The following is a 23662-nucleotide window of genomic DNA, read 5'->3' on the forward strand; positions in this document are numbered from 1 at the left end:
CAAACTTGCGATGATCGAAAGTTGAAGTAATAGTTCACCTAAGTTGTAAGGCTTAATGTCAATAACTAAACACCAAACGATGTGAGTGATCAAGGAAGCGTACATGCTTAGCACACAATCCATACTTTCCCGGTTTACTAAGCGCTATTTGTTAGCACTAGTATTGATTGGTGTATTGGTTACTTGTTCTTACATTGTGCTTGAAAGTCAGTTTAATGCACAGGATGACTTTGCTGAGCTAATCAACCGAGCCGGTGAGCAGCGCATGCTGTCGCAAAAAATTAGTCTTTATGCTCAAGCGTTGATTAATAATCAATATAAAGGTGAAAGCAAAAGTGAAGTGGCCAATGAATTGATTAATGCGGCTAACCGCATGAAAGATAACCAACGCTTTCTTAACAATAAACTCACTAAACTATCAGATGAACATGCGTTATTGATTACTCAACGTTATCAAGGGCGCTTGGGGCTGAATCAAAAAGTTAATGACTTTGTAGACTCAGCAATATTAATAGCAAACTCATCAGTCGTCGCCAATCAATATCAGGCACAATTTTACTTACTCAACGCTCAATCGTTATTAGTTGAGCTAGATGCTGTCGTAAAACTGTATGAAAAGATTACTAATTTTCACATTGAACAGTTAAAACATCTGGCAACTGGCATCTGGGTTGTCACTATCGTCACCATTTTTTTAGTGGCTTGGCTAATTTTCAAGCCGATGCGTGCCTGGTTAGGGAAAACCTATGAACGTTTAACACAGGAGCGCAATCGGGTGGCAGATTTTCAATTTGCCATGAATAAGCACTCGGTAGTGATCCAGTTAGACTTAAGTGGTCAAATTGTTTTGTGCAATGAAAAGTTTTACCAAACTTATGGTTATGCACTTGATGAACTCAATGGCTGCTCATTTGATATATTATTAAGTGATGGCAAGCTCACTGCAGACTTCAGTGCCATTGCCGAACATATTCAGTCAGGCTATGTTTGGCGTAAAGAAATAACCACGCGTGCTAAAAACGGCCGAGAATTTTGGTTTTCTACTACAGTGGTTCCGCTTAAAAGTGCTTTGCGAAGAACTGAAAGCTATATTGTTTTGCAAAATGATATTTCTGAGCAGAAATATATGGGCATGGCGCTGACTAAACTACATGAAATTACCGCTGATCCCCATTTAACTTCCACCAATAAAATTCAACAGTTGCTGGTTTTTGGTTGCCAACTATTTCAATTGCCATTAGGGATAGTGAGCGAAATTGTAGGTAACGATTATAAAGTCGACTTTATTTGCGCGCAGGATGATAACGTTAAGCCCGGTGATATTTTCGAGCTAAATAATACTTATTGTGTACATACGTTAAATGCTAACAAAGCAGTGGGATATCATAAAGCCGGTGAAAGCGAGATCAGCTATCACCCGTGCTATCAAGAGTTTGGTTTAGAAGCTTATATTGGTGCACCACTGAAAGTAGATGGCCAAGCTGTTGGTACTTTGAGTTTTTCAAGTCCTGAGCCTTACCCTGCACCTTTTACCGCTAATGAATTGGAATTAGTGCAATTAATTGCACAGTGGATTGGTTTTGAAATATCAACCATGAAACAAGCCAAACAAGTGAACTCTCAGCAGGAATTAATGGAACAAATGGGCCAATTGGCAATGATTGGTGCGTGGGAACTTAACCTAGAGAAAAGCCAGTTGTATTGGTCACCAATAACTAAAGCCATACATGAAGTTGAACAAGACTATCTGCCGGAACTTGATGCCGCTATTGCTTTTTATAAACCCGGTTTTAATCGTGGTCGCATTGTTGAGCTTACTCAAGAGCTGATTAAAAATGGTAAACCATTTCATGAGGAGTTGGAGCTGACCACCGCCAAAGGTCGAGAAATTTGGGTTGCCAGTAATGGTCAGGCCGAATTTAGAGAGGGTGTTTGCGTGCGTATTTATGGTTCATTCCAAGATATCACTCAGCGAGTTTTAGCTCAGCGCGCGTTAGCGGAAAGTAACGAACGTTTAGCATTTGTTATGCAGTCGACCGAAGTGGGAATTTGGGATTGGGAAATTGAAACCGGCCGAACTGTGTTTAACGAGCGATGGGCTAACATTGTCGGCTATCGATTATCTGAGCTAGAACCTGTCAGCATTGATACTTGGTTGCAATTGGCTCATCCCGAAGATTTGGCTCGTTCCGAACAGCTTTTAGCACGGCACTGGCGAGGTGAAACTACCTATTATTCAATTGAAACGCGAATGAAGCATAAAGCTGGGCATTGGGTGTGGGTTTATGATAACGGTAAGGTCGTAGAGTGGACAGCCGATGGCAAACCTAAGCGCATGATAGGTACCCATATAGATATTTCCCAACGTAAAGCAACTGAATTGTTAATTCAAGATCAAAACCAGCGAATGGCGTTAGCCGCCGATTCCGCGGGGATTGGTGTTTGGGATTTGAATGTCTTAACCAATGAGATTACTTGGGATGATTGGATGTACAAAATCTATGGTGTTGAACCTAAGCAGTTTGGTGGGGCTATTGATGCTTGGAAGCGCGCTTTACATCCAGAAGATATAGAGCAACTTAGTGCAACTTTAAATAGCGTAATTGAACGCGGTGGCAAGATTAATACGCAATTTCGAATTCGTTGGCCAAATGGCGAGGTTAGGCATATTAAAGCCTCAGCAATCAGTAAGAGTGATGAGACTGGCAGAGTGACTAATTTAGTTGGTGTTAATTATGATATTACTGAACGAGTTGAAAATGAAATTGCCTTAACTCAAGCAAAAATTGCTGCCGAAGCTGCGTCAACCGCCAAAAATGAATTTTTGGCTAGCATGAGCCACGAAATTAGAACGCCAATGAATGGGGTCATTGGTATGTTGGAATTGCTAGAGGATACGCCACTAACCACCGAGCAACATCATAAGGTCAATATTGCCCAAAGTAGTGCCAACTCATTATTGCAGCTGATTAACGACATATTGGATTTCTCAAAAATTGATGCCGGTAAACTCGAGTTAGAAGCGATACCGTTTGATTTAGTGCAGATGACAGGGGAGTTAATTGAGTCGTTAGCCTTACCTGCACAATCTAAAAATCTTGAACTTATTTTAGATACTTCGGCATTACCTAGTGCCAAAATCATTGGCGACCCTGGCCGTATTCGCCAAATTCTTACCAACCTTATTAGTAACTCCATTAAGTTTACTCACCAAGGTGAAGTTGCCGTTAAGCTGATGTTAATTGATGACGATGCAGGTGCATGGCGATTAAAGCTAAAGGTTAGTGATACAGGTATAGGCATTGAACCATCAAAACAAGCAGCGTTATTTGATTGCTTTAGTCAGGTTGACTCATCCACCACCCGAAAATATGGCGGTACGGGCTTAGGTTTAACGATTGTTAAGCGCCTATGTTCACGTATGGATGGCGATGTTCAGGTGATTAGTGAACTTGATATAGGCAGCCATTTTATTTGCGATATTAAGGTTGGTAAGGTTGCAGGTTCCTCAGTAGCTTCAACTAATTTTTCTGAATTAGGTGCCGTTTTAGTTGTAGATGCGAATAAGTCTAATCGTGAGATGTTAGCGAAACAACTAACTGCGTGGCAGCTAGAAGTCGAAACAACTAATGATGTGCAACACGGCTTAGAGCTTGCGCAACGACGATTTGATACAGCAACACCATTTGATTTACTGCTAATTGATTACCAGTTGTTTGATAACGGGCACGACTGGTTAGTTGCAACGCTTGAACAATACAAAAACTTAGGCGTACGTCAGTTAGTGTTATTGACCAATATGCAAGATAAATTGGATAGCTCATTACCGAATGAGCACAAAATTCATCAACTCGCCAAGCCAGTAACGGTATTTAAGTTACTTAATATCATCACATTGGTGTTTGGCCAAGACGAACATCTTGTGATGCCGCAAGCGCTCGCGGAGCAATTGACCAGCACCGATGAACCTAATATCGATATTGTCGATAAAGAGTTATTTGATGAGGTCAATGTGTTATTGGTGGAGGACAATCGCGTTAATCAAATGGTTGCGAAAGGGGTATTGAATAAGCTTGGTATTGATTGTGATATTGCCGGTGACGGTCTAGAGGCGCTAGCCATACTTAATAAAGCAAAACAAAGCTATGACCTCGCATTAATGGATATTCAAATGCCGAAGATGGATGGCTTTAAAGCCACACAAAGCATTCGACAGGGTAAAGGAGGGAAACAGCATCAAGATATGATTATTATTGCTATGACCGCCAATGCAATGGCAGGCGACAAAGAGAAATGTTTGGCCGCTGGAATGAACGACTACCTTGCTAAGCCAATAAATAAAGCTGCACTGGCTAAAATGATTAACCAGTACATCAAAATAACTGCCCGTTAGTTTATCTCTCTAAATGCTTCCGGACTTAGGTGATGGCGACTAAGCAATTTATAAAACTCGGTACGATTACGCTGAGCTATCTTTGCCGACTGGGTAATATTGCCGTTGGTTAATTTTAATAGTTTTACTAAATAGTCTCGTTCAAATTGATCACGTGCTTCTTGGAATGAAGGTAAGCCGCTTGGTTTATTTCTTAAGGCATTATTGATCAAGTCAACACTAATAATTGGCTCTGTTGATAGCGCGATGCTCTGTTCAATGACATTTTCAAGTTGGCGAATATTCCCTGGCCACGGTGCAGTGATTAATAGTTCCATCGCTTCTTGTGAAAAGCCAGTGATCCTAGTATTGCCGCCCTGAGTTTTCTTCTTTGCTAGGAAATGTTGGGCTAAAAGCGGAATGTCTTCACGGCGCTCTGACAGCGGTGGCAGCTCTAATTCGACAACATTTAACCGATAGTACAAGTCCTCTCTAAATTTCCCTTCTAAAATTGCTTTGCGTAAGTTTTTATGGGTAGCGCAAATAATTCGTACATCAACACTTACCGCTGTGGTGCTACCGACTGGCCGAATTTCCTTTTCTTGCAGTGCTCTTAACAGTTTTACTTGGAAACTTAATGGCATATCGCCAATTTCATCAAGAAATAAGGTACCTTGATCACTGGCTTCAAATAAACCGACATGACGCTTTTCTGCGCCAGTAAACGCGCCTTTTACATGACCAAATAACTCAGACTCCAGTAATGCTTCTGGGATCGCGGCACAGTTAATCGCGGTAAATGGCTGATCTTTTCTAGGACTTGCTTGGTGAATAGCTTTAGCCAGCAACTCTTTACCAGTGCCACTTTGGCTATAAATTAATAAGCTAAAGTCACTTTGCGCTACTTGTTTAGTTTGCTGTAGTAACTGAGCCATCTTTGAGCTACGGCTAATAATGTCTTTGCGCCAATGTTCGGTATCAGCTGGTGAATTACCGGAAGGTTGCAGCTTCAATGCTTGCTCTACCGTTTCCAACAAAACCTGACTTTCAAATGGTTTAGTTAAAAAGCTGAAAACCCCTTGTTTGGTGGCGTTAATCGCGTCGGGGATGGTGCCATGAGCGGTCATGATCACAACCGGCAGTTGTGGCTTTTGTTGCCTAACTTGCTCAAACAAGGCAAAGCCGTCCATGCCTTCCATTTTTAAATCACTGATCACCATATCTGGCTCAACACTGGAGATTATGCCTAAGGCAATTTTGGCATTTTCGGCCGATTCAACTTGGTAGCCAGCCGCGGATAGTCGAATACTGAGCAAACGCAACAAGCTTGGGTCGTCATCAACAATAACAATACGTTTTGACGCACGATCTAAAGTTTGACTAGTCATTATTGATTCTCCCGAGTACTGAGTTGAGCTTCAATAGCCTTGAGCTGTTTGATTTTGTCATTTAAAGAATTGATCGCATTTTGTTTCATGGTATTGGTTAGCTTAAGTTGGGCAATTGTTTGCTTATTTTGTGATGATTGCTTCTCTTGCGCTTGTATCAACAGTAATTGTTGGTTCAACTGATCGCGCAACAAAGTGATTAAGGCTAAATCTTCACTAGAAACATGGGCAAACAGGTATTGATTAAACGCGCCATCATTAAGCATCGACTTGGCAATATAAGGATTATGAATTGGCGCCGAAGGCAAACTATGAAGCATAAGCAAGTAAATTTGTGCATTGGTTTGGTTATTCGTCACTCGTTGCTTTTGCAGCGCTATTTCGGCTGATAATTGTTTAGGCTCTAATGCTTTTATCCATTGATAATAAGCACCTAAATCTACTGGCTTTTCGCCGGTAGAGTGCTGAGAAAATGCACCACTGAACTGACTGCAGCCAGTAAGCAAGAGGCTAATAAGTAAGCCGATTATTGGGGCGTTTTTAGGAAATTTTTTCATTGTATTCCTTCGTTTTTGTGAGTCGTAGTGCGGCTAGTTGTGTTGATGACCTGAAGGCTCAAGATAAATTGCCCTTGGTAAAGTGACGGTAAAGGTTGTGCCATGGTTGTCGGGTTCTTGGCTAGAACTAATGTCAATTTGACCATTCAAACGCATCACTAGCTCTTTCACTATGGTCAAACCTAAGCCACTACTTTTAATGTCACCAGTATCAGGCGCTGCACCTTGATAAAATGCCTCGAAAATACGTCGCTGATCGGTTTCGCTGATACCATCGCCATTATCACTAACCTTTAAAATTAGAGCTTGTTTATCAATGTCTGCACTTATCGTTAGTTCGCGCTTAGCCGGGACATATTTAATGGCGTTTGACACTAAATTTTCAATAATTACCGCGAGTTGCTTGCGATTGCTGTAAACCGCGATGGCGGGAATATCTAACCGTAACTGTAAAGGCTTTTTATCAAGCGTTAAGCGATGCTGACTAATGACTTGTTCAATAAGTGGCAACAGTTCGAATTTCTCACTGTCTTGCAAGCTAGTTGAGTCGAGCACGATATTAAATGCCAGTAAGTCTTCAATAAGCTGCTGTAGTCGGCTGACATTGCTAACAATGATTTGACTGACTTCATATTGACTAGCATTTAATTGACCAAGGCTATTATCATCCAGTAACGAGCTGCCTTCTCGAATTGCTGCCAACGGGGTTTTGAGTTCATGGGATATATGGCGAATAAAGCTTGATTTTTGTAGTTCTAAGGCGTGTAGCCGAGTGCGCATAATATCTAATGCATTGGCTATTTCTTTAACTTCTGCAGACCCTGATATCTCAATTTTTTGTTCAAACTTACCTTGTTCTAATACCTGTATTTGTTTAACCAACTGCTTGAGTGGTCGAGTAATTAACAGCGTGAAAATACCTGCGATAAAAATAGATATAGGGATAATTAATAAGCTTTTGTAAATTAAGCTATCAACATTTTGTTGCTGGTTTCTTATTTCTAGCGCGGCAACTTGAATGAGTTGACCACTTCGCTCATTAATAGCGTGATTAAGATCGGCGATTTGCTGAAAAACTCGCTCAGTTTCTGATAGTTCATCAAACGATGGTGGTAAACGTGGCAACTTAATCGCTACCTGCGACAATATTTCAGTCAGCGACGCTAAGGCACTGGTAAGCTTAGGGTCTTGCATCAGGTTAAATTGATTTTCAATAACACTGATGGCTTTAAAGTGTTCAACACTGAATCTATCAAGCAATTCCTCATCGCGTAACACGATAAATTGATTAGCAAAACGTTCGGCTTTTGTTAATGCTAAGGTTAACGCTTCATTTGCTTCTACTAATGCTGAGACCTCTAAAACAGTCTGTGCTCCTTCATTAGATACGTTTTTGGTTTGTTCCGCCATAAATACTAACGTTGCTAACAGTGGTGCCAACACTAAAGTAAAGCCGAGTACGGTTAGTCGCTTAATCGACAGTTGGGCGACGTGTTGTAACGTTTGATTAAACTTGGTGAGTATTAAAGACATTAATTTTCTTTTACCAGCTAGAGAAACACCCTCAGTTTGTATGCGGTTTATAGCACAAATTCAACACTGTCGCTAACTGGCAACAGTTGGTTTTTCATTAGTTTCTGTTTGTAACTGACTGAAATTTAATTATAAGTTTTCTATACTGAGATTGATGTTAATTAAATTTGCGAAGAAATTTCTTTTAGTGTCGCTAACTAGCAACGGTTTTTGTGTTTTTTTGAGGATGTATTTGCTGGTTTTTTAAATAAATCAAATAAAAACAGTGGGTTATAAATGTTGGTGTGTTAGCTGCAATATCAGGTTCAGTTCAGGGGGGTTAACCACCTGCAAATATAATCAATACCTGTATTTAGATAAAAAACAAGGAAACAACCATGAAAAACATTAGCCTTTTAAAACTCTCTGCGTTCGTCGTTATTGGTGCCGCGTTATCTTCCGTAGTCAAAGCAGATAATAACCTTGCTGACAAAGCCAAAGCTGATGCTAAAGCTAACGTTGCGGTAGAAAAGTCATCAGTTGCGCGCTCTGCCAATGTAAAGGCAGACGAAGTTGTTGCACATACCGAGTTATTTGAGCCATTAGACGCTGATAAAAATGGTGTTATAACTGAAGTTGAGTTAGGTAGTGCCAACAATGAACTCCTTAAAAAAGAATTCAAAAAAATTGATGTTAATGCTGACAACGGTATTAGCCAACAAGAGCTAAAAGATTACTTAGCGAAAGTAGAATTAAAAACTAATATCTAAAATCAGCCTTTTTAATATACAACTGTGATCTTTCCTTTTTGCCGATTGTTCCCCAACCTACAATCGGCTTTTTTATCGGGAGATTTTTTAGATGATTAACCACAGGTGAGAAAATGACTGAAGCTATTTCACGTTGTGTGCACATGGATGACTGGATTTTTGAAGTAAAAATGGTTCGTGCACTTAAAGTTGATAGCTATGGAAAGCCCTACAAAGCAATTGCGCAAATGAACATCAATGGTGATTTTGCCTTTTTAGATGGTGCACTACATGCGAGTGACCAACAATTTACTGCTCAAGATCTACAAACTTTCAAAGCCATGTGCCAGCGCTTGGGTGTTAAAGAGTTACGGCTGGGTAATGAGTCCCAGTTAGCCGTTGCTGAAAATGCCACACTCTCGATTGAATGTGATACTAAAGATAATAAGAAAGTTGCGACTCAGGCGGAGCAACTTAAAATTGCTTAATCGACATTTGCAAAAATATTTGGTTGCATGTTTTTATCCTAGGTTAGCGTTAGTTATTGTTATTTGTCATTGTTTACCGTTAAAAGGCCGGCTGTTAAAAGTTTACCATTAAAGGTTTGTAGTATACGGCTTGCTGATTATCGTTTGGTCTATTGATTTTATCTGCTGCCTTTCGCTATTGGGTAAGCGTAGTAAAAGTGATAGCCTTAGCTGAACAATAACACTTGAACAATAACAATAATTTCGAGCTATTCGATAGGATAAATCATGAAAAAGATGCTGGGCACTTTAATCCCGTTAGCCTTACTCACTGGTTGCAACCCCGCGCCAACGCAGCAAACCGTCAGCGAACCAATGCCGGTAAAAGCGTTTGATGCTAAAAACGCCATTACTGAGCAATCATACACTCAACACGTTAAAACACTTGCTTCTGATGAATTCGGTGGTCGAGCACCAGGCACCGAAGGTGAAGAACTTACGGTGAACTATTTAGTTTCCGCGTTTAAAGATATTGGTTTAGCACCAGCCAATGGTGATAGCTATACCCAAAATGTGCCATTGGCGTCAGTGGAAGTGATTAACAGCCCAACATTAACGTTTTCAGGAGCAGGGCAAGACTTAGCATTAAAATATGGTGCTGACCAAGTGGTGTGGACACGTCGCCAAATTGATCAGGCTGCAATTGAAAATAGCGAATTAGTGTTTGTTGGTTATGGCATTAATGCACCAGAGCGTAACTGGAATGACTATCAAGATATTGATGTGACAGGCAAAACGGTAGTGATGTTAATTAATGACCCAGGTTACGCAACCCAAAACCCAGAATTATTTAATGGCAATGCCATGACCTATTATGGTCGTTGGGATTATAAATTTGATGAAGCCGCACGCCAAGGTGCAGCTGGCGCCATCATTATTCATGATACTAAGCCTGCGGCTTACGGTTGGCCAACAGTTAGTGCCAGTTGGACAGGTCCACAGTTTGATATGGTTCGAACAAATAAAGGGGATGATTTATCAGCCATTGAGGGCTGGATTACTTACGATTACGCCCAAGCCTTGTTTGCTAAATCAGGCTTAGTGTTGTCGGAAATGTATCAGGCCGCTCAAACGCCAGGCTTTAAAGCTGTCCCTATGCCAGTAAAGGCTAGTGTCGCGGTGCAAACGCAATTAGCTCAAGTTAATTCACGCAATGTTGCCGCCATGATTGAAGGAAGCGAATCACCCGAAGATGTGTTTATTTACATGGCACATTGGGATCATATTGGTACAAACCCTGAAGCCGAAGGCGATGGCATTTACAATGGCGCCTTAGACAATGCCACTGGAACCGCTGGTTTGATTGAGTTAGCAAAAGCATTCGCTGCGTTAGAAGAAAAACAGAAGCGCTCGGTAATGTTTTTAGCGGTAACTGCTGAAGAACAAGGCTTATTAGGCTCAGCTTATTATGCCGCACATCCATTGGTACCTTTGGATAAAACCATTGGTGGCTTAAATATGGATGGCTTAAATAATTTTGGCCGAACTAAAGATGTGACCGTTATTGGTAAAGGTATGAGCGAACTGGAAGGCTATTTAGCGACTCGAGCTAAAGAGCAAGGTCGTGAATTAAAAGCGGATGCAGAAGCGGAAAAAGGTTATTTCTATCGCTCAGATCACTTTGAATTAGCTAAGTTTGGTGTACCAATGCTATATCCTAACTCGGGTTATGTTCATAATGATAAAGGCATTGAATACGGCGAGCAGAAATCAATGGAATACCTGAAAAACCATTACCACGGCCCAAGTGATGAATATGATGATTCTTGGGTAATGGATGGGGCGATTGAAGATTTACAGCTTTATTTCTTGACCGGTCTTGATGTGATTAATTCAAACCAATGGCCAAATTGGCATCAGGGCTCAGAATTTAAAGCGGCTCGAGATGAGTTGCGACCATAACTGTTTGATAATTTTATTTTATAAAAGCGCTTAATAAGCGCTTTTTTTTCGGAATAAATAACTTAAGCTCAGTTTAAATTCAGTAAATAGCAGTTTGTTACTGGAAAGTTTCGGTAATCGCCCAATAATATGCGACAGAAGTGGTGGTAATATTTTTTTAGTAAAACTATAGTATCCTCTGAGTAATTTTAAGTGTAGTTCTTTGAAATAAATCAATTTTACAAAACATTGCTGGTGCATTAATTTGATTTAGCGCAACACTTATTTTCAAATTGCGAATTTTTTCAGTTTAAAACCCAAACAGGTTTAAGAAATTTTATGACTAATTCATCATCAAATGGCAAGGAAGTCTTATTTCCAGAGTCAGAACAACTGGTTTCTATTACCGACACCCGCGGTGTGATTACTTATGCTAACGATATTTTTTGCGATGTCGCAGGTTATACCCCTGAAGAACTCATTGGTAAACCGCATAATATTGTTCGCCATGGTGACATGCCAAAAGCGGCATTTGCTGACCTTTGGGATAAGTTACAGCGTGGTGACTCTTGGCGTGGTTTAGTAAAAAACCGCTGTAAAAATGGTGATTATTATTGGGTGGATGCGTTTGTAACGCCGTTATATGAAAATGGTGTGGTTACTGGTTATCAATCGGTACGTTGTAAACCGACGCAAGAAGCGAAAGACAAAGCTCAAGCGCTTTATGATGCAATTAATCAAGGTAAATCAGTTACTGATTTTCATGCAAATCAAGGGCTAAAAAATGGCTTAGCTGCTGCCGCAACGGTTATTGCTGCGGTGGCAACTGCTTGGTTGTCAGGTAACTTCTTATTAGCTCTGATCCCACTGCTATTAATGGCGGCGATTGTCGCGATTTATTCAGAAGAACTGATCAGCTTCCCTGCCTATGCCAGTGACATTAAAACTAAGTTTGATAGCCCAACCCGACTTATTCTAAGTGGCAAAGGGAAAATAGGTATAATCGATTATCCTATACAAATTCTTTGTGCCAAAATTAGAACGATTTTAGGGCGTGGTAATGATTCAGGTCGCAATCTAAAAACTGTTGCGGAGGCACTGCAAGCTTCAGCGGCTAAGTCTTTTGAAGGGATCATGGAAGAAAGCTCACACCTAGATCAGCTAGCTACTGCCATTACTCAAATGAGTAGCACCATTGATGAAGTTAGCCGAAATACTACGGGTGCTTATGACAAAGTTAAAGCAGCGCAAGCTACCTGTGGTGATGCCATTGATGTGGTGAGCTCAAGCCAACACAAAATTAGTGTTTTGGCGAATGACGTTGAAAATGCCGCGAACACGGCAAATAAGTTGGTGGCAGATGCCGATGAAATCGCTAGTATTATGGCGGAAATCGAAGGTATTGCTGATCAAACAAACCTGTTAGCACTAAATGCGGCGATTGAAGCTGCTCGAGCGGGTGAGCAAGGTCGTGGCTTTGCGGTTGTTGCCGATGAAGTGAGAACCTTAGCTGGCCGCACGCAAGGTGCAACCGAGCAAATTCGCGGTTCGGTAAAAGGACTACAAGAGACCCTAGTTTCTTGGAGTTCATTGATGTTAACGAGCAAAGACAATGCCGAGCAGTGTGATAAAGAATCGATGCAAGCAAAAGAATCAATGGATAATGTCATTGAAATGATGAATGAACTTGGTGATGTTACCGCGCAAATCTCAACTGCTGCCGAAGAACAGTCTGTTGTTGCTAATGAAATCACCCAAAGCGTTCACACCATAAGTGGCATCTCACATGAAAATACAGAAATAGCACGCCAGGTTGAAAATAATAGTGTGAGTGTATTTAAGAATGTTGAAGATATTGAAGGTATGAGTACTACCTTTAAATAAGTTACTTTATTAGTAACTTTCAATATCAAAGTAAATAGCAAGCTGCGATAACTTAACCGTTATCGCAGCTTTTTTGTTGTTATAAAGCGCTATTGGTGTTTTAACCAAGTGATAAAAACATCGACAAATTTATACCACAAAGAGCAACAAGCTTTAGCCTTGCAGGTGGTTACCAGATACTTTTATCAGCGTTGATAATAGAGGGCTTTCTTTAGTGTATGCCAGCACAATTTCTCGACTTAGCGATAAGCGTTCAATTGGCCGAAAGACGATGTCTTTGTGGGATAACACTTCATTATAGGCAGGTAAAATTGCGCACCCGACGCCAGCGCTTACCAAACCTAAGGCATAATCAATAGTTTGAATTTGCGCGCGAATATCCAGCGTAATTCCCGCTTGAACTAAGACTTCCTCTAATTGCTGCCAAGCATTACAGGGAGATCGCTTTATCATGGCCAGTTGTTCAAAATCCGCTAATGCGACCGTTGAATTTAGCGATAACGGGTGATCATAAGGCATTGCCAGTAAATACTTTTCCTGCCAAAGTGCTAACGCAGTTTCGCCACTTAATAGCTCTTCTTTGGTGACAATTCGAGCATCGCAAGTGGCGTCTGGGTTCACTAAAGTTAAGGCCATACTGGGTGCCTTGCTGGTGAAGTCTTTTAGCAAAGCGCTCATGCGCTTGACCCCTAAACCTTTAGTTACACCCAGTTTAAATTCAGGGTGATTGACTGATTCATTAAAAGTTGCGGTAATCGCACTGGCTTGGCCTAATAATTTCTTTGCCAGCGGATAGAGTTTTTCACCTGCTGGCGTTGGTTTAATACCGCGAGCATGCCGTGAAAACAAGATGACGTTAAGCATGGCTTCTAATTGCGCAATAGCTGCAGAAATTGACGGCTGCGCAATAAAACATTGCTTGGCTGCGGCGCTAAAGCTTTGGCCTTCATATACTGCGATAAAGTATTTAAGTGAGCGTAAGTCCATGTATTCTAATTATCTTTTGTTAGGGCTTAAGTTAAGCTTTAACTTAACGGGCTTTAAATTATGTCTTGCTAAAGCCTGCTTATTGCTGGTGTATTTAATGTATAGTTAAAAACTATAGCTAGTCTAGTGAAAATGTATTTTAACTTTAGCTAAAGCTTGATTAGCATGGAAAGATATTCTTTGAACCACGTCTAATTTGAACAACACTTAATTTGGACAACTTTATTTGGACAACATTATGAGCGATGCAAAACGTGCTGCCTTTAATTGGCAAGATCCCCTGTTACTTGAATCATTACTTACTGAAGAAGAGCGCTTAATTCGCGATAGTGCGCATGATTATTGCCAAGAGCAATTAATGCCGCGCATTCTTAATGCCAATCGCAATGAACATTTTGATGTAGAGATAATGCGAGAACTGGGGTCACTCGGGCTTTTAGGGGCGACCTTGCCAGAGCAATATGGCTGTGCAGACGTTAACTATGTTTCCTATGGCCTTATTGCCCGAGAAGTTGAACGAGTGGATAGCGGCTACCGAAGTGCAATGAGTGTTCAGTCGTCATTGGTGATGCATCCGATATTTGCCTATGGCAGCGAAGCGCAAAAACAGCAGTATTTGCCAAAATTAGCAACCGGTGAACTGATTGGTTGCTTTGGTTTAACTGAACCGAATTCTGGCTCTGATCCGGCGAGCATGGCAACCCGAGCGGTTGCAGTTGACGGTGGTTACCAATTAACCGGCAGTAAAATGTGGATCACTAATTCGCCGGTCGCCGATATTTTTGTGGTCTGGGCCAAGCTTGATAATGTTATCCGTGGCTTTATTTTAGAGAAAGGCATGGCTGGGCTGTCGGCTCCAAAAATTGAAGGCAAGTTCTCATTAAGAGCGTCAATTACTGGCGAAATCGTAATGGATAATGTCTTTGTACCTGCTGACAATATCTTGCCTCATGCCCAAGGCTTATCAGGGCCATTTGGCTGCTTAAATAAAGCTCGTTACGGCATTGCTTGGGGTGCGCTGGGTGCGGCTGAATTTTGCTGGCATAGCGCGAGGCAATACACCTTAGATCGTCAGCAGTTTGGTCGGCCATTGGCACAAACTCAGTTAATTCAAAAGAAATTGGCGGATATGCAAACTGAAATTACTACCGGTTTATTGGCATGTTTACAGGCTGGACGTTTAATGGATGAAGGACAGCTACCAACCGAGTCTATTTCACTAATTAAACGTAACTCATGTGGTAAAGCATTAGATATTGCGCGAATGGCTCGTGATATGCACGGCGGCAACGGTATTGCCGATGAGTTCCATGTTATTAGGCATGTGATGAACTTAGAAGCAGTCAACACCTACGAAGGCACTCACGATGTCCATGCGCTAATTTTAGGGCGAGCACAAACCGGCTTGCAGGCATTTTTCTAGCGTTAAATTTTTAAGCTAATTTTTTATATTGATTTTTCTGTGCTGATTTTAATACCCAGAACTTTTTAAAAAAATAATAAAAAGGATATTTATGGTCGATCGCAACCAATTGGTAAAAGAAAACTTTGTTCGCTTTGTTGAATCAGAGCAATTGCCGGCGCTTTCTAGCACTAAAATGCCTGAAGAAGTGGGCTTAAGCCATCAGGCGTTGATTGATTTATTTGACTCGCAATTGATTAGTCGCCATTTAGACTTTCAGTCGCGGGACATGCAAAAGCAAGGGCAAAGTTTTTATACCATTGGTAGTGCTGGCCATGAAGGTAATGCTGTTTACGCCAAAGCGTTTAATGTTGATGATATGGCATTTTTGCATTACCGCAGCGGCGCTTTTTGCATTCAACGCTCGAAAGAGGCGGGGCTTGGCGCACCAATTGATGAAATGTTGTTATCGTTTGCGGCATCCAGTGACGATCCTATCTCTGGTGGTCGCCATAAAGTCTTAGGCTCGAAAGCATTAAATATTCCCCCACAAACCAGCACCATCGCCTCGCATTTACCCAAAGCGATGGGCGCCGCTTTTGCCATTGGGCTGGCGTCACGATTAAATCATCAAGGCACAATGCCTAATGATAGCGTGATTATCTGTAATTTTGGTGATGCTTCAGCTAACCACTCAACGGCGCAAGGGGCAATTAATAGCGCCGCTTGGTGCGCCTATCAGTCGATCCCGATGCCAATTGTGTTTATTTGTGAAGATAATGGCATTGGAATTTCAACCTCAACCCCTAAAGGCTGGATTGCCGCTAATTTCCAGCACAGAGCTGGTATTCAATATTTGTATTGTGACGGCTTAAACCTGATAGATACTTATGAAAAAACCAAACTTGCCGCCAAGATTGCACGCGAGCAGCATCGACCGGTGTTTTTGCATGTCAATATGGTGCGGTTATTAGGGCATGCAGGATCTGATGCCGAGTTTGTATATCGTGATGAAGCGAAAATTGCTGAAATAGAAAGCCAAGATCCATTACTGCACAGCGCCCAATTATTACTCACTCATCAGGTGCTAAGTAAGCAGGACATTATTAATCGTTATCATGATGTTGCCAAGCTTATTGCGTCACGGGTGAATGCTGCCATTACAAAACCAAAATTAGCAAATGCCAAAGAGGTCATGAACAGCATAGTGCCTGATGGGTTAACTGCAAAGCAGTGCAGTGAGCTTTATCGCAAAGTCTCTAAGCAAGAGCGGGAACAGCTTTTTAGTCATGATAAACATAATTTGGCGAAACCTCAGCACTTAGCCAAGTTAATTAACTGGACGCTATTGGATGCACTGGCAGAACAACAAAATATCGTGATGTTAGGGGAAGATATTGCACGAAAAGGTGGCGTTTATAACGTTACCACTAAGCTAAGTGAACGCTTTGGTAAAAATCGCGTGATGAATACTTTGCTTGATGAGCAGTCGATACTCGGTGGCGCGATTGGCTTGGCACACAATGGCTTTTTGCCGATGCCGGAAATTCAATTTTTGGCTTATGTCCATAACGCTGAAGATCAAATTCGTGGTGAAGCGGCAACCCTGTCGTTTTTTTCCAACAAACAGTTTACTAACCCTATGGTTATTCGAGTGGCAGGATTGGCTTACCAAAAGGGCTTTGGTGGCCATTTTCATAATGACAATTCATTTGCCGTATTTCGTGATATTCCCGGGGTGATATTAGCTTGCCCATCAAACGGTGAAGATGCCGTGGAGATGATGCGCAGTGCAATAAAGCTAGCGCAAGAGCAACAAAGAGTGGTGATTTTCTTAGAGCCAATTGCGCTTTATATGACTAAAGATTTAGCGGAAGAAGGTGATGGCAAATGGACATTCCCTTATCACTATCAAGCGCTAGCTGATCATAAAATAAATACGGGCATTCGCGTGCATGGCAATGGTCAACAGCTGTGTATTTTAACCTATGGCAATGGCTGTTATTTGTCGAGGCAGGCGCAGCAACAACTCGCAGCTCAAGGTATCGAGATTAGCGTTGTCGATTTACGCTTTCTGGCACCACTTGATGAAGCTGGCATAGTTAAACAGGTTAATGATTTTTCTAAAGTGCTAATTGTTGATGAATGCCGAGAAACGGGTTCAATTAGCGAAGCTTTGGTGACGCTACTTACCGAGCAAATGCCAAATTCAGCTGATATTAATATCAGCCGAATTACCGCCAAAGATAGCTTTATTCCATTAGGTGCTGCGGCTTATCATGTACTGCCCTCAACTCAACAAATTGTTAATAAAGTGATTGAGTTAGTGAAGAATTAGCCAAGAGCAACAGACCTTCGTTTATTGGTTTATATATTGGTTGATGTTTGGGTTTAAGTATTGGTGAGCAGCTGTTCGCGCTTGTGAAACGGTGTTGGCTATGTAATGGTATATTTGTACAGATAGAAAATACCGCGCTACAACAATAATAAATGAATAGTAAAACTAAATAATTATGAGTGATTTTCAAGCGATAAAACCAAGCGAGCATCAAAGCTTAACTGTTAGTCCAGCGATTGATTGGGCATTTATAGCCAATCAGCACCATTTGTCGGTAACGGTAAATGAGCTATTGCAGGCAGCGTCAAGTTACCCACTATTTTTTATTGAAAATAGTGAAACTAAAACTATGTCGATTGCGGCATTAACCTCGTTTGCCTTAAACAGTAATGTGCTGGCTAATGACCAAGGTGAACATCAACTGGCTTATATTCCATTTGCCGCCAGTGCTATGCCATTTGCCTTAGGTATGGATCCTGACAATGATAAAAATATTGTGCCGTATCTCAACATGGACAGTAATTTGGTAGGTGATGAAAACGGTAAGCAATTGTTTGAAAACGAACAGCCAACTGACTACTTTAAAAAGATTAATCAGCAGCTTGAACAAATGTATTACAGCCAAGTGGCAACCGGTAAATTCATCAAACACATGAAAGAATTAGGTGTTATTCAAGCAGTCGATTTAGTGCTGTCGTTGGCAAGTGGCGAAAACAGCACGTTAACAGGACTTTACTATTTAGACGAAGAAAAACTCAACAGTCTAGAACAAGCTCAGCAAACTGAGTTATTGGCCCAAGGCTATTACGGGCCTATTTATGCAATGTTATCGTCATTAACTCAAATTAATCGGCTGATCCAAGGCCACGCGAAATTGGGTGAAGGTATCGTTGGCGTTAAGCTAAATGTCGTTAATAAACAGAGTTATTAACTGAAAGTTCAGCAGACCCTAATAATAAGAATTATGCCAACAAAACTAACTTCACTACTAACCTTTAGCTTTTTCGCCTCTGCCATTTGCTACCTTTTACTGATAAATAGCACACCATTTTTGGGGCAGTTTGCAGTTAAAGCGTTACCAATATTTTGTTTAATAATAATTGCGCTCATTAATTTATCCGGTGTAACTCGATTATTGACCGTAGCGGCGTTGGTTGCTTCAGCGATTGGCGATATTATGCTGGCATTAACCATTGAACAAAGTTTTATTTTTGGCTTAGCAGCGTTTCTAGTAGCGCAATTACTTTATGCCATTAATTACTTTCGGTTACGCAGCGTAAAGCTATTGGCTTACCAAAAACTAATGACTATTGCCATTTGCTTGTTTGCAGCTGCAATGGCGTTTGTAGTGTTACCGAAAACAGCTGATTTAATGATATCTGTTGCCATATATTTAGCCGTTATCACCTTAATGGCAATTGCTGCATGGCAAAGTCGGTTATCCAAGTTAGTCGGCGTTGGTGCGTTAAGCTTTTTATGCTCAGACGCTATTCTCGCCTTGAGTATTTTCAGCACACCGTTAGCTTATTCTAGTCACTGGGTGATGCTAACTTATTATGCCGCGCAGTACTTAATGTTAACTGGGGTTAGGCAGTCGGAGTTTAGCCGTACGCTGCCAAATTAAGGTAAATATTAACATCGAACTTATGCTAAAGCTTAGGATGCCGGCAAATACTATTGTGCTGGTGTCACTCGCTAGCAATAGCCATAATGCAGCGCTTGTGACAACTAAGCGTAGTGGTTCACCATAAATTGACCAGCCCTTTTGCGCTTGAATAGCGCTAATTACCACAAGATTATAGGTGCCAATTAGGCATAACACTAAATTAACTGAGCTGGCAAAAGAGCGAGCATTCAGCATAAATACAAATACTAAAGCTAAACAACTAATAAACTGAATGGCTAAATAGTACTTAATAGTTTTTGGCAGTGGCGTTTCATATTTACTGATGGTTTTAGTGGTAATGTATTGTCTTGGTGCTTGCTCAGATACATCTTGTGGACGCCAACCTGGCGGCTTAAACCAAAGCTTTACTTTGTCTTGCCAGCGCTTAGTGTGCAGTGCGTCTAATAACAAATACCAATAAACTTGTATATTAGCCCAAATAGGGTTCCAGCTATTTAATTGATGGCTGACGCCGTAAACAATATCAACATCAGGTTTTTCTGTCTGAAATGAACCAAATAGCTTATCCCAAACAATAAATACTCCAGCAAAATTCTTATCAATATAATCGCGATTTAATGCATGGTGAACGCGATGGTGACTAGGTGTTACAAAGATTGCTTCAAACCATGCTGGCAGTTTATTGATATGGCGAGTGTGTACCCAAAACTGGTAGATAAGATTTAACGAGCCACAGGCGACAAGCAAATAAGGACTAATGCCGATAAACGCGAGTGGTAAAAAGATTAACCAGCCAAAAGCGCTTGGTGTGCCAGTTTGACGCAATGCCGTAGTTAAATTGTATTCTTCACTGGAGTGATGCACCACATGTGAACCCCACATAATAGCGATGCGGTGGCCAAAACGATGCACCCAATAATAACCTAAGTCGTAAGCGATAAACGCTAAAAGCCACAGCCAAGGCTCATTATTAGGAAATTGAAAAATGGCATAATGTTGATAGATCCAAAAGTAGGCTGATAACGGGATCATCGCCATTAGTATGCCGCTAATTCGGCTGAATATGCCTAAGCTTAATGAACTTAACGCGTCATTAAATCGGTAATAGTGCGTACCCCTAATACGATCAACAACTAATTCGATGATAATGAGTAATAAGAAAAATGGAATTGCAGTAACTATAAAGCTCATAACAGCAAAATTTAAACGAATCCTGATGACACTATAGGTTATATTAAAGACAAAGTATTGATCTGGCTACGATATTTTGTGACTACATAAGTCACCCTTAGTTGACTTATGCGATGAAGCGAAGCGGCCAATAAACCTGTAAAAATTAACTATAAAAAAGCCCACAATATTGTGGGCCTAGAAATGTCGGCATGGAAAAGAGGATTTTTAAAAGTAGAGGTTAAAAAGGCTAGTAAAAATTAACTGGCCAATTAATTAACTACCTTTAACACGCTGAATATCAGCGCCTAAGGCTTGTAATTTATCTTCAATATGTTGGTAGCCGCGATCAATATGATAAATACGATCAACCTGAGTTTCTGATGTTGCCACTAAGCCGGCAATCACTAAACTTGCCGAAGCGCGTAAGTCAGTTGCCATCACTTGTGCACCATTTAATTCAGTAACGCCAGTGGTAATTGCGGTATTGCCTTCAAGAGCAATATCTGCACCCATACGTTGCAGCTCAGGCACGTGCATAAATCGGTTTTCAAAAATCGTTTCGGTAATGCGAGCCGAACCTTCAGCTAAGACATTTAGCGTAACAAACTGTGCCTGCATATCGGTAGGAAATGCTGGGTGCGGAGCCGTTTTAACGTTTACCGCTTTCGGGCGTTTGGTCATTGAAAGTTCAATCCAATCTTCACCAGTGGTGATGTCAGCGCCAGCTTCTTGTAATTTACTTAATACCGCATCAAGGGCTTTAGGTTCGGCGTTTATGCATCTAACTTTACCTTGGGTTACCGCAGCAGCGACTAAAAAGGTACCTGTTTCAATGCGATCAGCCATAACGCGATGTTGACCACCATGCAGTTTTTCAACGCCTTCAATGGTAAGCATATCAGTACCAGCACCAGAAACTTTGGCACCTAAAGCGTTAAGGCAATCGGCTAAGTCAACAATCTCTGGCTCGCGTGCAGCATTTTCGATAATCGTTGTGCCGTCAGCAAGCGCGGCTGCCATCATTAAGTTTTCAGTGCCAGTAACACTAACGGTATCCATGAAAATGGTGGCACCTTTTAAGCGACCATTGGTTTTCGCTTTGATATAACCATGATCGACTTCAATATCAGCACCCATTAACTTTAGGCCGTGAATATGTAAATCAACCGGACGAGCACCAATAGCACAGCCACCAGGTAATGAAACTTCAGCATGACCAAATTTTGCTAATAAAGGACCAAGCACCAATATTGAGGCACGCATAGTTTTTACTAATTCGTATGAGGCAATATGCTGATCAATTGAACCTGCAGTAATTGATAAGCTGTTTTCATCTAACCACTCAACGTGAGCACCTAGCTGATTTAATAATTTGATGGTGGTGTTGATATCGTTCAGACGCGGTACATTGCTAATGAACACTTGTTCATCAGTTAGAATAGCTGACATCAAAATTGGTAAGGCGGCGTTTTTAGCACCAGAAATAGTGACTTCGCCATGTAGTGGATTACCACCATTAATTTTAAATGAATCCAAGGGCTTATATCTTATTAATGGTTAAAGGGGAAGGTTAAACATTTTGTCTTTTTTCCATTGCTCTGGCGTAAAAGTTTTTACCGTTAAAGCATGGATTCGACCATCATTTATTGCTGGCGCTAATGGCTTTGAAATAGCCTGCTGCTTTTTAACTCGGCTTAATTCACCGAATATTTCAGCTACCGCGATGACTTTACATTGCGAGCCGTCGAATGCGACATGTAACTCGTCTAAGGTAATGGCGTCATTAATAATTTGTTCTATTTCAGAAACTTCCAAGGGAATCTCCTAATGAAAATACTAGTATGAAGGTGACGAAAGAAATTCGTCTACAGCGCTTAATTTGGCTAAGTTTAATAAATCTTCTGGTAAGTCTGCAAATGTTAACCGACACTTGCAGAGGTTTGCTTGTTCAATAAGATAAAGTAACCAAGCAAGACCGGCAGTATCAACATCTTTCACTTGATCCAAACTTATGCTCATCGCGTCTGACGTGAGTAGCGCTTTGTGCGCTTGCTTTTTTAAGGCTGATATTGAAGTGCTGTTAAGATCGCCGACTAAACTAGCGTTGTTATCAGTGATCTGGATAGACAAAGCGCTCATTAGTTTGAGCGCTCATCTGATTTAAAGGTGACATCGCGTTCAGCTTTTTCTTTTAACATAGTTGTCGCAGCAGCTATGCCTTGCTGGCGAATAATGCTGGCTAGCTCTGCTTGTTTACTATCAAGTAAGCTAACGCCCTCAGCAATCATATCAAAGGCTTTCCACTCGTCAGTTTTGTGGTTTTTACGCACTTTGAAAGAAATATCAATTGGGTTGCGGCCAGGCTCTAGCACGCGAGTATTTACTGCAACAATTTTTTCATTGCCCAGTTTTTTAGCTGGTTCAAATTCAACTTGTTGATTGTTATATAAGGTGAAGACCTGCGCGTAGGAGGTTACTAAATAGTCTCTAAAAACAGGAACAAACGCTGCGCGTTCTTCTTCGGTGGTGTTTTTTAAGTTTACGCCAATTACTTTAAAGGCTGCGTAGCGATAGTCGATATATGGCAATAGCTCTTCGCGAACAATATCTTTTAATATGTTCGGGTTTTGGCGAATAGTACTTTGCTCGTTAGCAAAACGCTTAAAGGTAATATCCGCAACTTTTTGGATCATAGTGTACGGATTCGACTTTTCCACTTCAGCATGCGCTGAAAATGCTAAAACTACTGCGAAAAAACTGCTTAAAATTTTTTTAATCATCATGTTTACTCACCACTTCCTTGGCTAAATAAAAATTGGCCAATTAACTCTTCTAATACTAATGCAGGTTTAGTATCTTCAATGTAATCGCCTGGTTCTAAAAATCCGACAGACTCATCAATAAAACCCGGCTCTAAGCCTAAATATTGCTCACCTAACAGGCCCGCGGTTAATATTGAAATAGACGTTGCTTCTGAAAAACCTTGGTACTCAGAAAATATTTCCAAAGTCACCACCGGTGTATAGTCTTCACTGTCGAGGGAAATCTTGCTAACACGGCCGACAACTACACCACCAATTTTTATTGGTGAACGTACTTTTAAGCCGCCAATATTATCAAATTTAGCGTACAGTTCATATGTGTCGCCATTGCCAGAAATGCCAGAGTTTGCCACTTTTAAAGCCAGCGCTAATAACGCAGCAATACCTAACGCGACAAAAAAACCAACCATTAATTCAACTCTTTTAGACGTCATGTCTTTCAC

19 protein-coding genes are annotated in these 23662 nt (G+C 41.0%); 9 read left to right on the forward strand and 10 right to left on the reverse strand.

What is annotated here, in order from left to right:
- Window positions 1–103 precede the first annotated feature (103 nt).
- Window positions 104–4393 carry a PAS domain-containing protein gene (locus ACOB82_RS09910; RefSeq protein ID WP_448212827.1) on the forward strand — a complete coding sequence of 1430 codons (4290 nt, stop codon included), beginning with the start codon at window positions 104–106 and terminating at the stop codon, window positions 4391–4393.
- Here ACOB82_RS09910 and ACOB82_RS09915 read toward each other — a convergent pair.
- The 3 genes from ACOB82_RS09915 to ACOB82_RS09925 are packed head-to-tail and all read right to left on the reverse strand — an operon-like array spanning window position 4390 to window position 7850.
- Window positions 4390–5760, reverse strand: a complete 1371-nt coding sequence (locus ACOB82_RS09915) for a sigma 54-interacting transcriptional regulator (RefSeq protein ID WP_448212828.1) — start codon at window positions 5758–5760, stop codon at window positions 4390–4392. The two genes, ACOB82_RS09910 and ACOB82_RS09915, sit on opposite strands and share 4 nt — an antisense overlap.
- The gene (locus tag ACOB82_RS09920; RefSeq protein ID WP_448212829.1) at window positions 5760–6317 is read right to left on the reverse strand and encodes a hypothetical protein; all 558 of its coding nucleotides are present in this window, start codon (window positions 6315–6317) and stop codon (window positions 5760–5762) included. The genes ACOB82_RS09915 and ACOB82_RS09920 overlap by 1 nt, the downstream gene beginning before the upstream one ends.
- A gap of 33 nt (window positions 6318–6350) precedes the next feature.
- Complete coding sequence (locus ACOB82_RS09925; protein ID WP_448212830.1) at window positions 6351–7850, reverse strand: sensor histidine kinase; 1500 nt, start codon at window positions 7848–7850, stop codon at window positions 6351–6353.
- Window positions 7851–8227: 377 nt separating this feature from the next.
- Between ACOB82_RS09925 and ACOB82_RS09930 the strand changes: the two genes are divergently transcribed.
- The 4 genes from ACOB82_RS09930 (at window position 8228) to ACOB82_RS09945 (ending at window position 12870) form a co-directional block, all read left to right on the forward strand.
- Entirely contained in the window at window positions 8228–8599 is a 372-nt protein-coding gene (locus tag ACOB82_RS09930) for a hypothetical protein (RefSeq protein ID WP_448212831.1), read from the forward strand.
- 113 nt (window positions 8600–8712) lie between these two features.
- Window positions 8713–9066, forward strand: coding sequence for a hypothetical protein (locus ACOB82_RS09935; protein ID WP_448212832.1), 354 nt, complete (start codon window positions 8713–8715; stop codon window positions 9064–9066).
- Between the two features lie 267 nt (window positions 9067–9333).
- Window positions 9334–11007 (forward strand): M28 family metallopeptidase, encoded by a 1674-nt coding sequence (locus ACOB82_RS09940; protein WP_448212833.1) that lies wholly within the window; start codon window positions 9334–9336, stop codon window positions 11005–11007.
- A 318-nt stretch (window positions 11008–11325) separates the two neighbouring features.
- Entirely contained in the window at window positions 11326–12870 is a 1545-nt protein-coding gene (locus tag ACOB82_RS09945; protein WP_448212834.1) for a methyl-accepting chemotaxis protein, read from the forward strand.
- A 153-nt stretch (window positions 12871–13023) separates the two neighbouring features.
- Here the strand turns inward: ACOB82_RS09945 and ACOB82_RS09950 are convergent, their stop codons facing one another.
- Complete coding sequence (locus ACOB82_RS09950; protein WP_448212835.1) at window positions 13024–13857, reverse strand: LysR family transcriptional regulator; 834 nt, start codon at window positions 13855–13857, stop codon at window positions 13024–13026.
- Between the two features lie 238 nt (window positions 13858–14095).
- Here ACOB82_RS09950 and ACOB82_RS09955 point away from each other — a divergent pair, with 238 nt between their 5' ends.
- The 4 genes from ACOB82_RS09955 to ACOB82_RS09970 all read left to right on the forward strand — a co-directional run bounded on the left by ACOB82_RS09955 (window position 14096) and on the right by ACOB82_RS09970 (window position 19221).
- Complete coding sequence (locus ACOB82_RS09955; protein WP_448212836.1) at window positions 14096–15280, forward strand: acyl-CoA dehydrogenase; 1185 nt, start codon at window positions 14096–14098, stop codon at window positions 15278–15280.
- A gap of 91 nt (window positions 15281–15371) precedes the next feature.
- On the forward strand, window positions 15372–17597 hold the full coding sequence (locus ACOB82_RS09960) for a dehydrogenase E1 component subunit alpha/beta (protein ID WP_448212837.1): 2226 nt from the start codon (window positions 15372–15374) through the stop codon (window positions 17595–17597).
- Between the two features lie 175 nt (window positions 17598–17772).
- Entirely contained in the window at window positions 17773–18528 is a 756-nt protein-coding gene (locus ACOB82_RS09965; RefSeq protein ID WP_448212838.1) for a SapC family protein, read from the forward strand.
- Between the two features lie 33 nt (window positions 18529–18561).
- Complete coding sequence (locus ACOB82_RS09970; RefSeq protein WP_448212839.1) at window positions 18562–19221, forward strand: lysoplasmalogenase; 660 nt, start codon at window positions 18562–18564, stop codon at window positions 19219–19221.
- Here the strand turns inward: ACOB82_RS09970 and ACOB82_RS09975 are convergent.
- The 6 genes from ACOB82_RS09975 to mlaD form a co-directional block, all read right to left on the reverse strand.
- Window positions 19174–20415, reverse strand: coding sequence for a sterol desaturase family protein (locus tag ACOB82_RS09975; RefSeq protein ID WP_448212840.1), 1242 nt, complete (start codon window positions 20413–20415; stop codon window positions 19174–19176). The genes ACOB82_RS09970 and ACOB82_RS09975 overlap by 48 nt on opposite strands.
- Window positions 20416–20670: 255 nt before the next feature.
- Window positions 20671–21933, reverse strand: coding sequence for a UDP-N-acetylglucosamine 1-carboxyvinyltransferase (gene murA, locus ACOB82_RS09980; RefSeq protein WP_448212841.1), 1263 nt, complete (start codon window positions 21931–21933; stop codon window positions 20671–20673).
- A gap of 21 nt (window positions 21934–21954) precedes the next feature.
- Window positions 21955–22212 carry a BolA family protein gene (locus tag ACOB82_RS09985; RefSeq protein WP_448212842.1) on the reverse strand — a complete coding sequence of 86 codons (258 nt, stop codon included), beginning with the start codon at window positions 22210–22212 and terminating at the stop codon, window positions 21955–21957.
- Window positions 22213–22233: 21 nt separating this feature from the next.
- Window positions 22234–22536: an STAS domain-containing protein gene (locus tag ACOB82_RS09990; protein WP_448212843.1), complete on the reverse strand. Its 303-nt coding sequence runs from the start codon at window positions 22534–22536 to the stop codon at window positions 22234–22236.
- Window positions 22536–23180 (reverse strand): phospholipid-binding protein MlaC, encoded by a 645-nt coding sequence (gene mlaC / locus ACOB82_RS09995; RefSeq protein WP_448212844.1) that lies wholly within the window; start codon window positions 23178–23180, stop codon window positions 22536–22538. The genes ACOB82_RS09990 and mlaC overlap by 1 nt, the downstream gene beginning before the upstream one ends.
- Window positions 23181–23182: 2 nt before the next feature.
- Window positions 23183–23653: an outer membrane lipid asymmetry maintenance protein MlaD gene (gene mlaD, locus ACOB82_RS10000; RefSeq protein WP_448212845.1), complete on the reverse strand. Its 471-nt coding sequence runs from the start codon at window positions 23651–23653 to the stop codon at window positions 23183–23185.
- Window positions 23654–23662: the final 9 nt, after the last annotated feature.

The organism is Colwellia sp. MEBiC06753 (assembly GCF_053470325.1).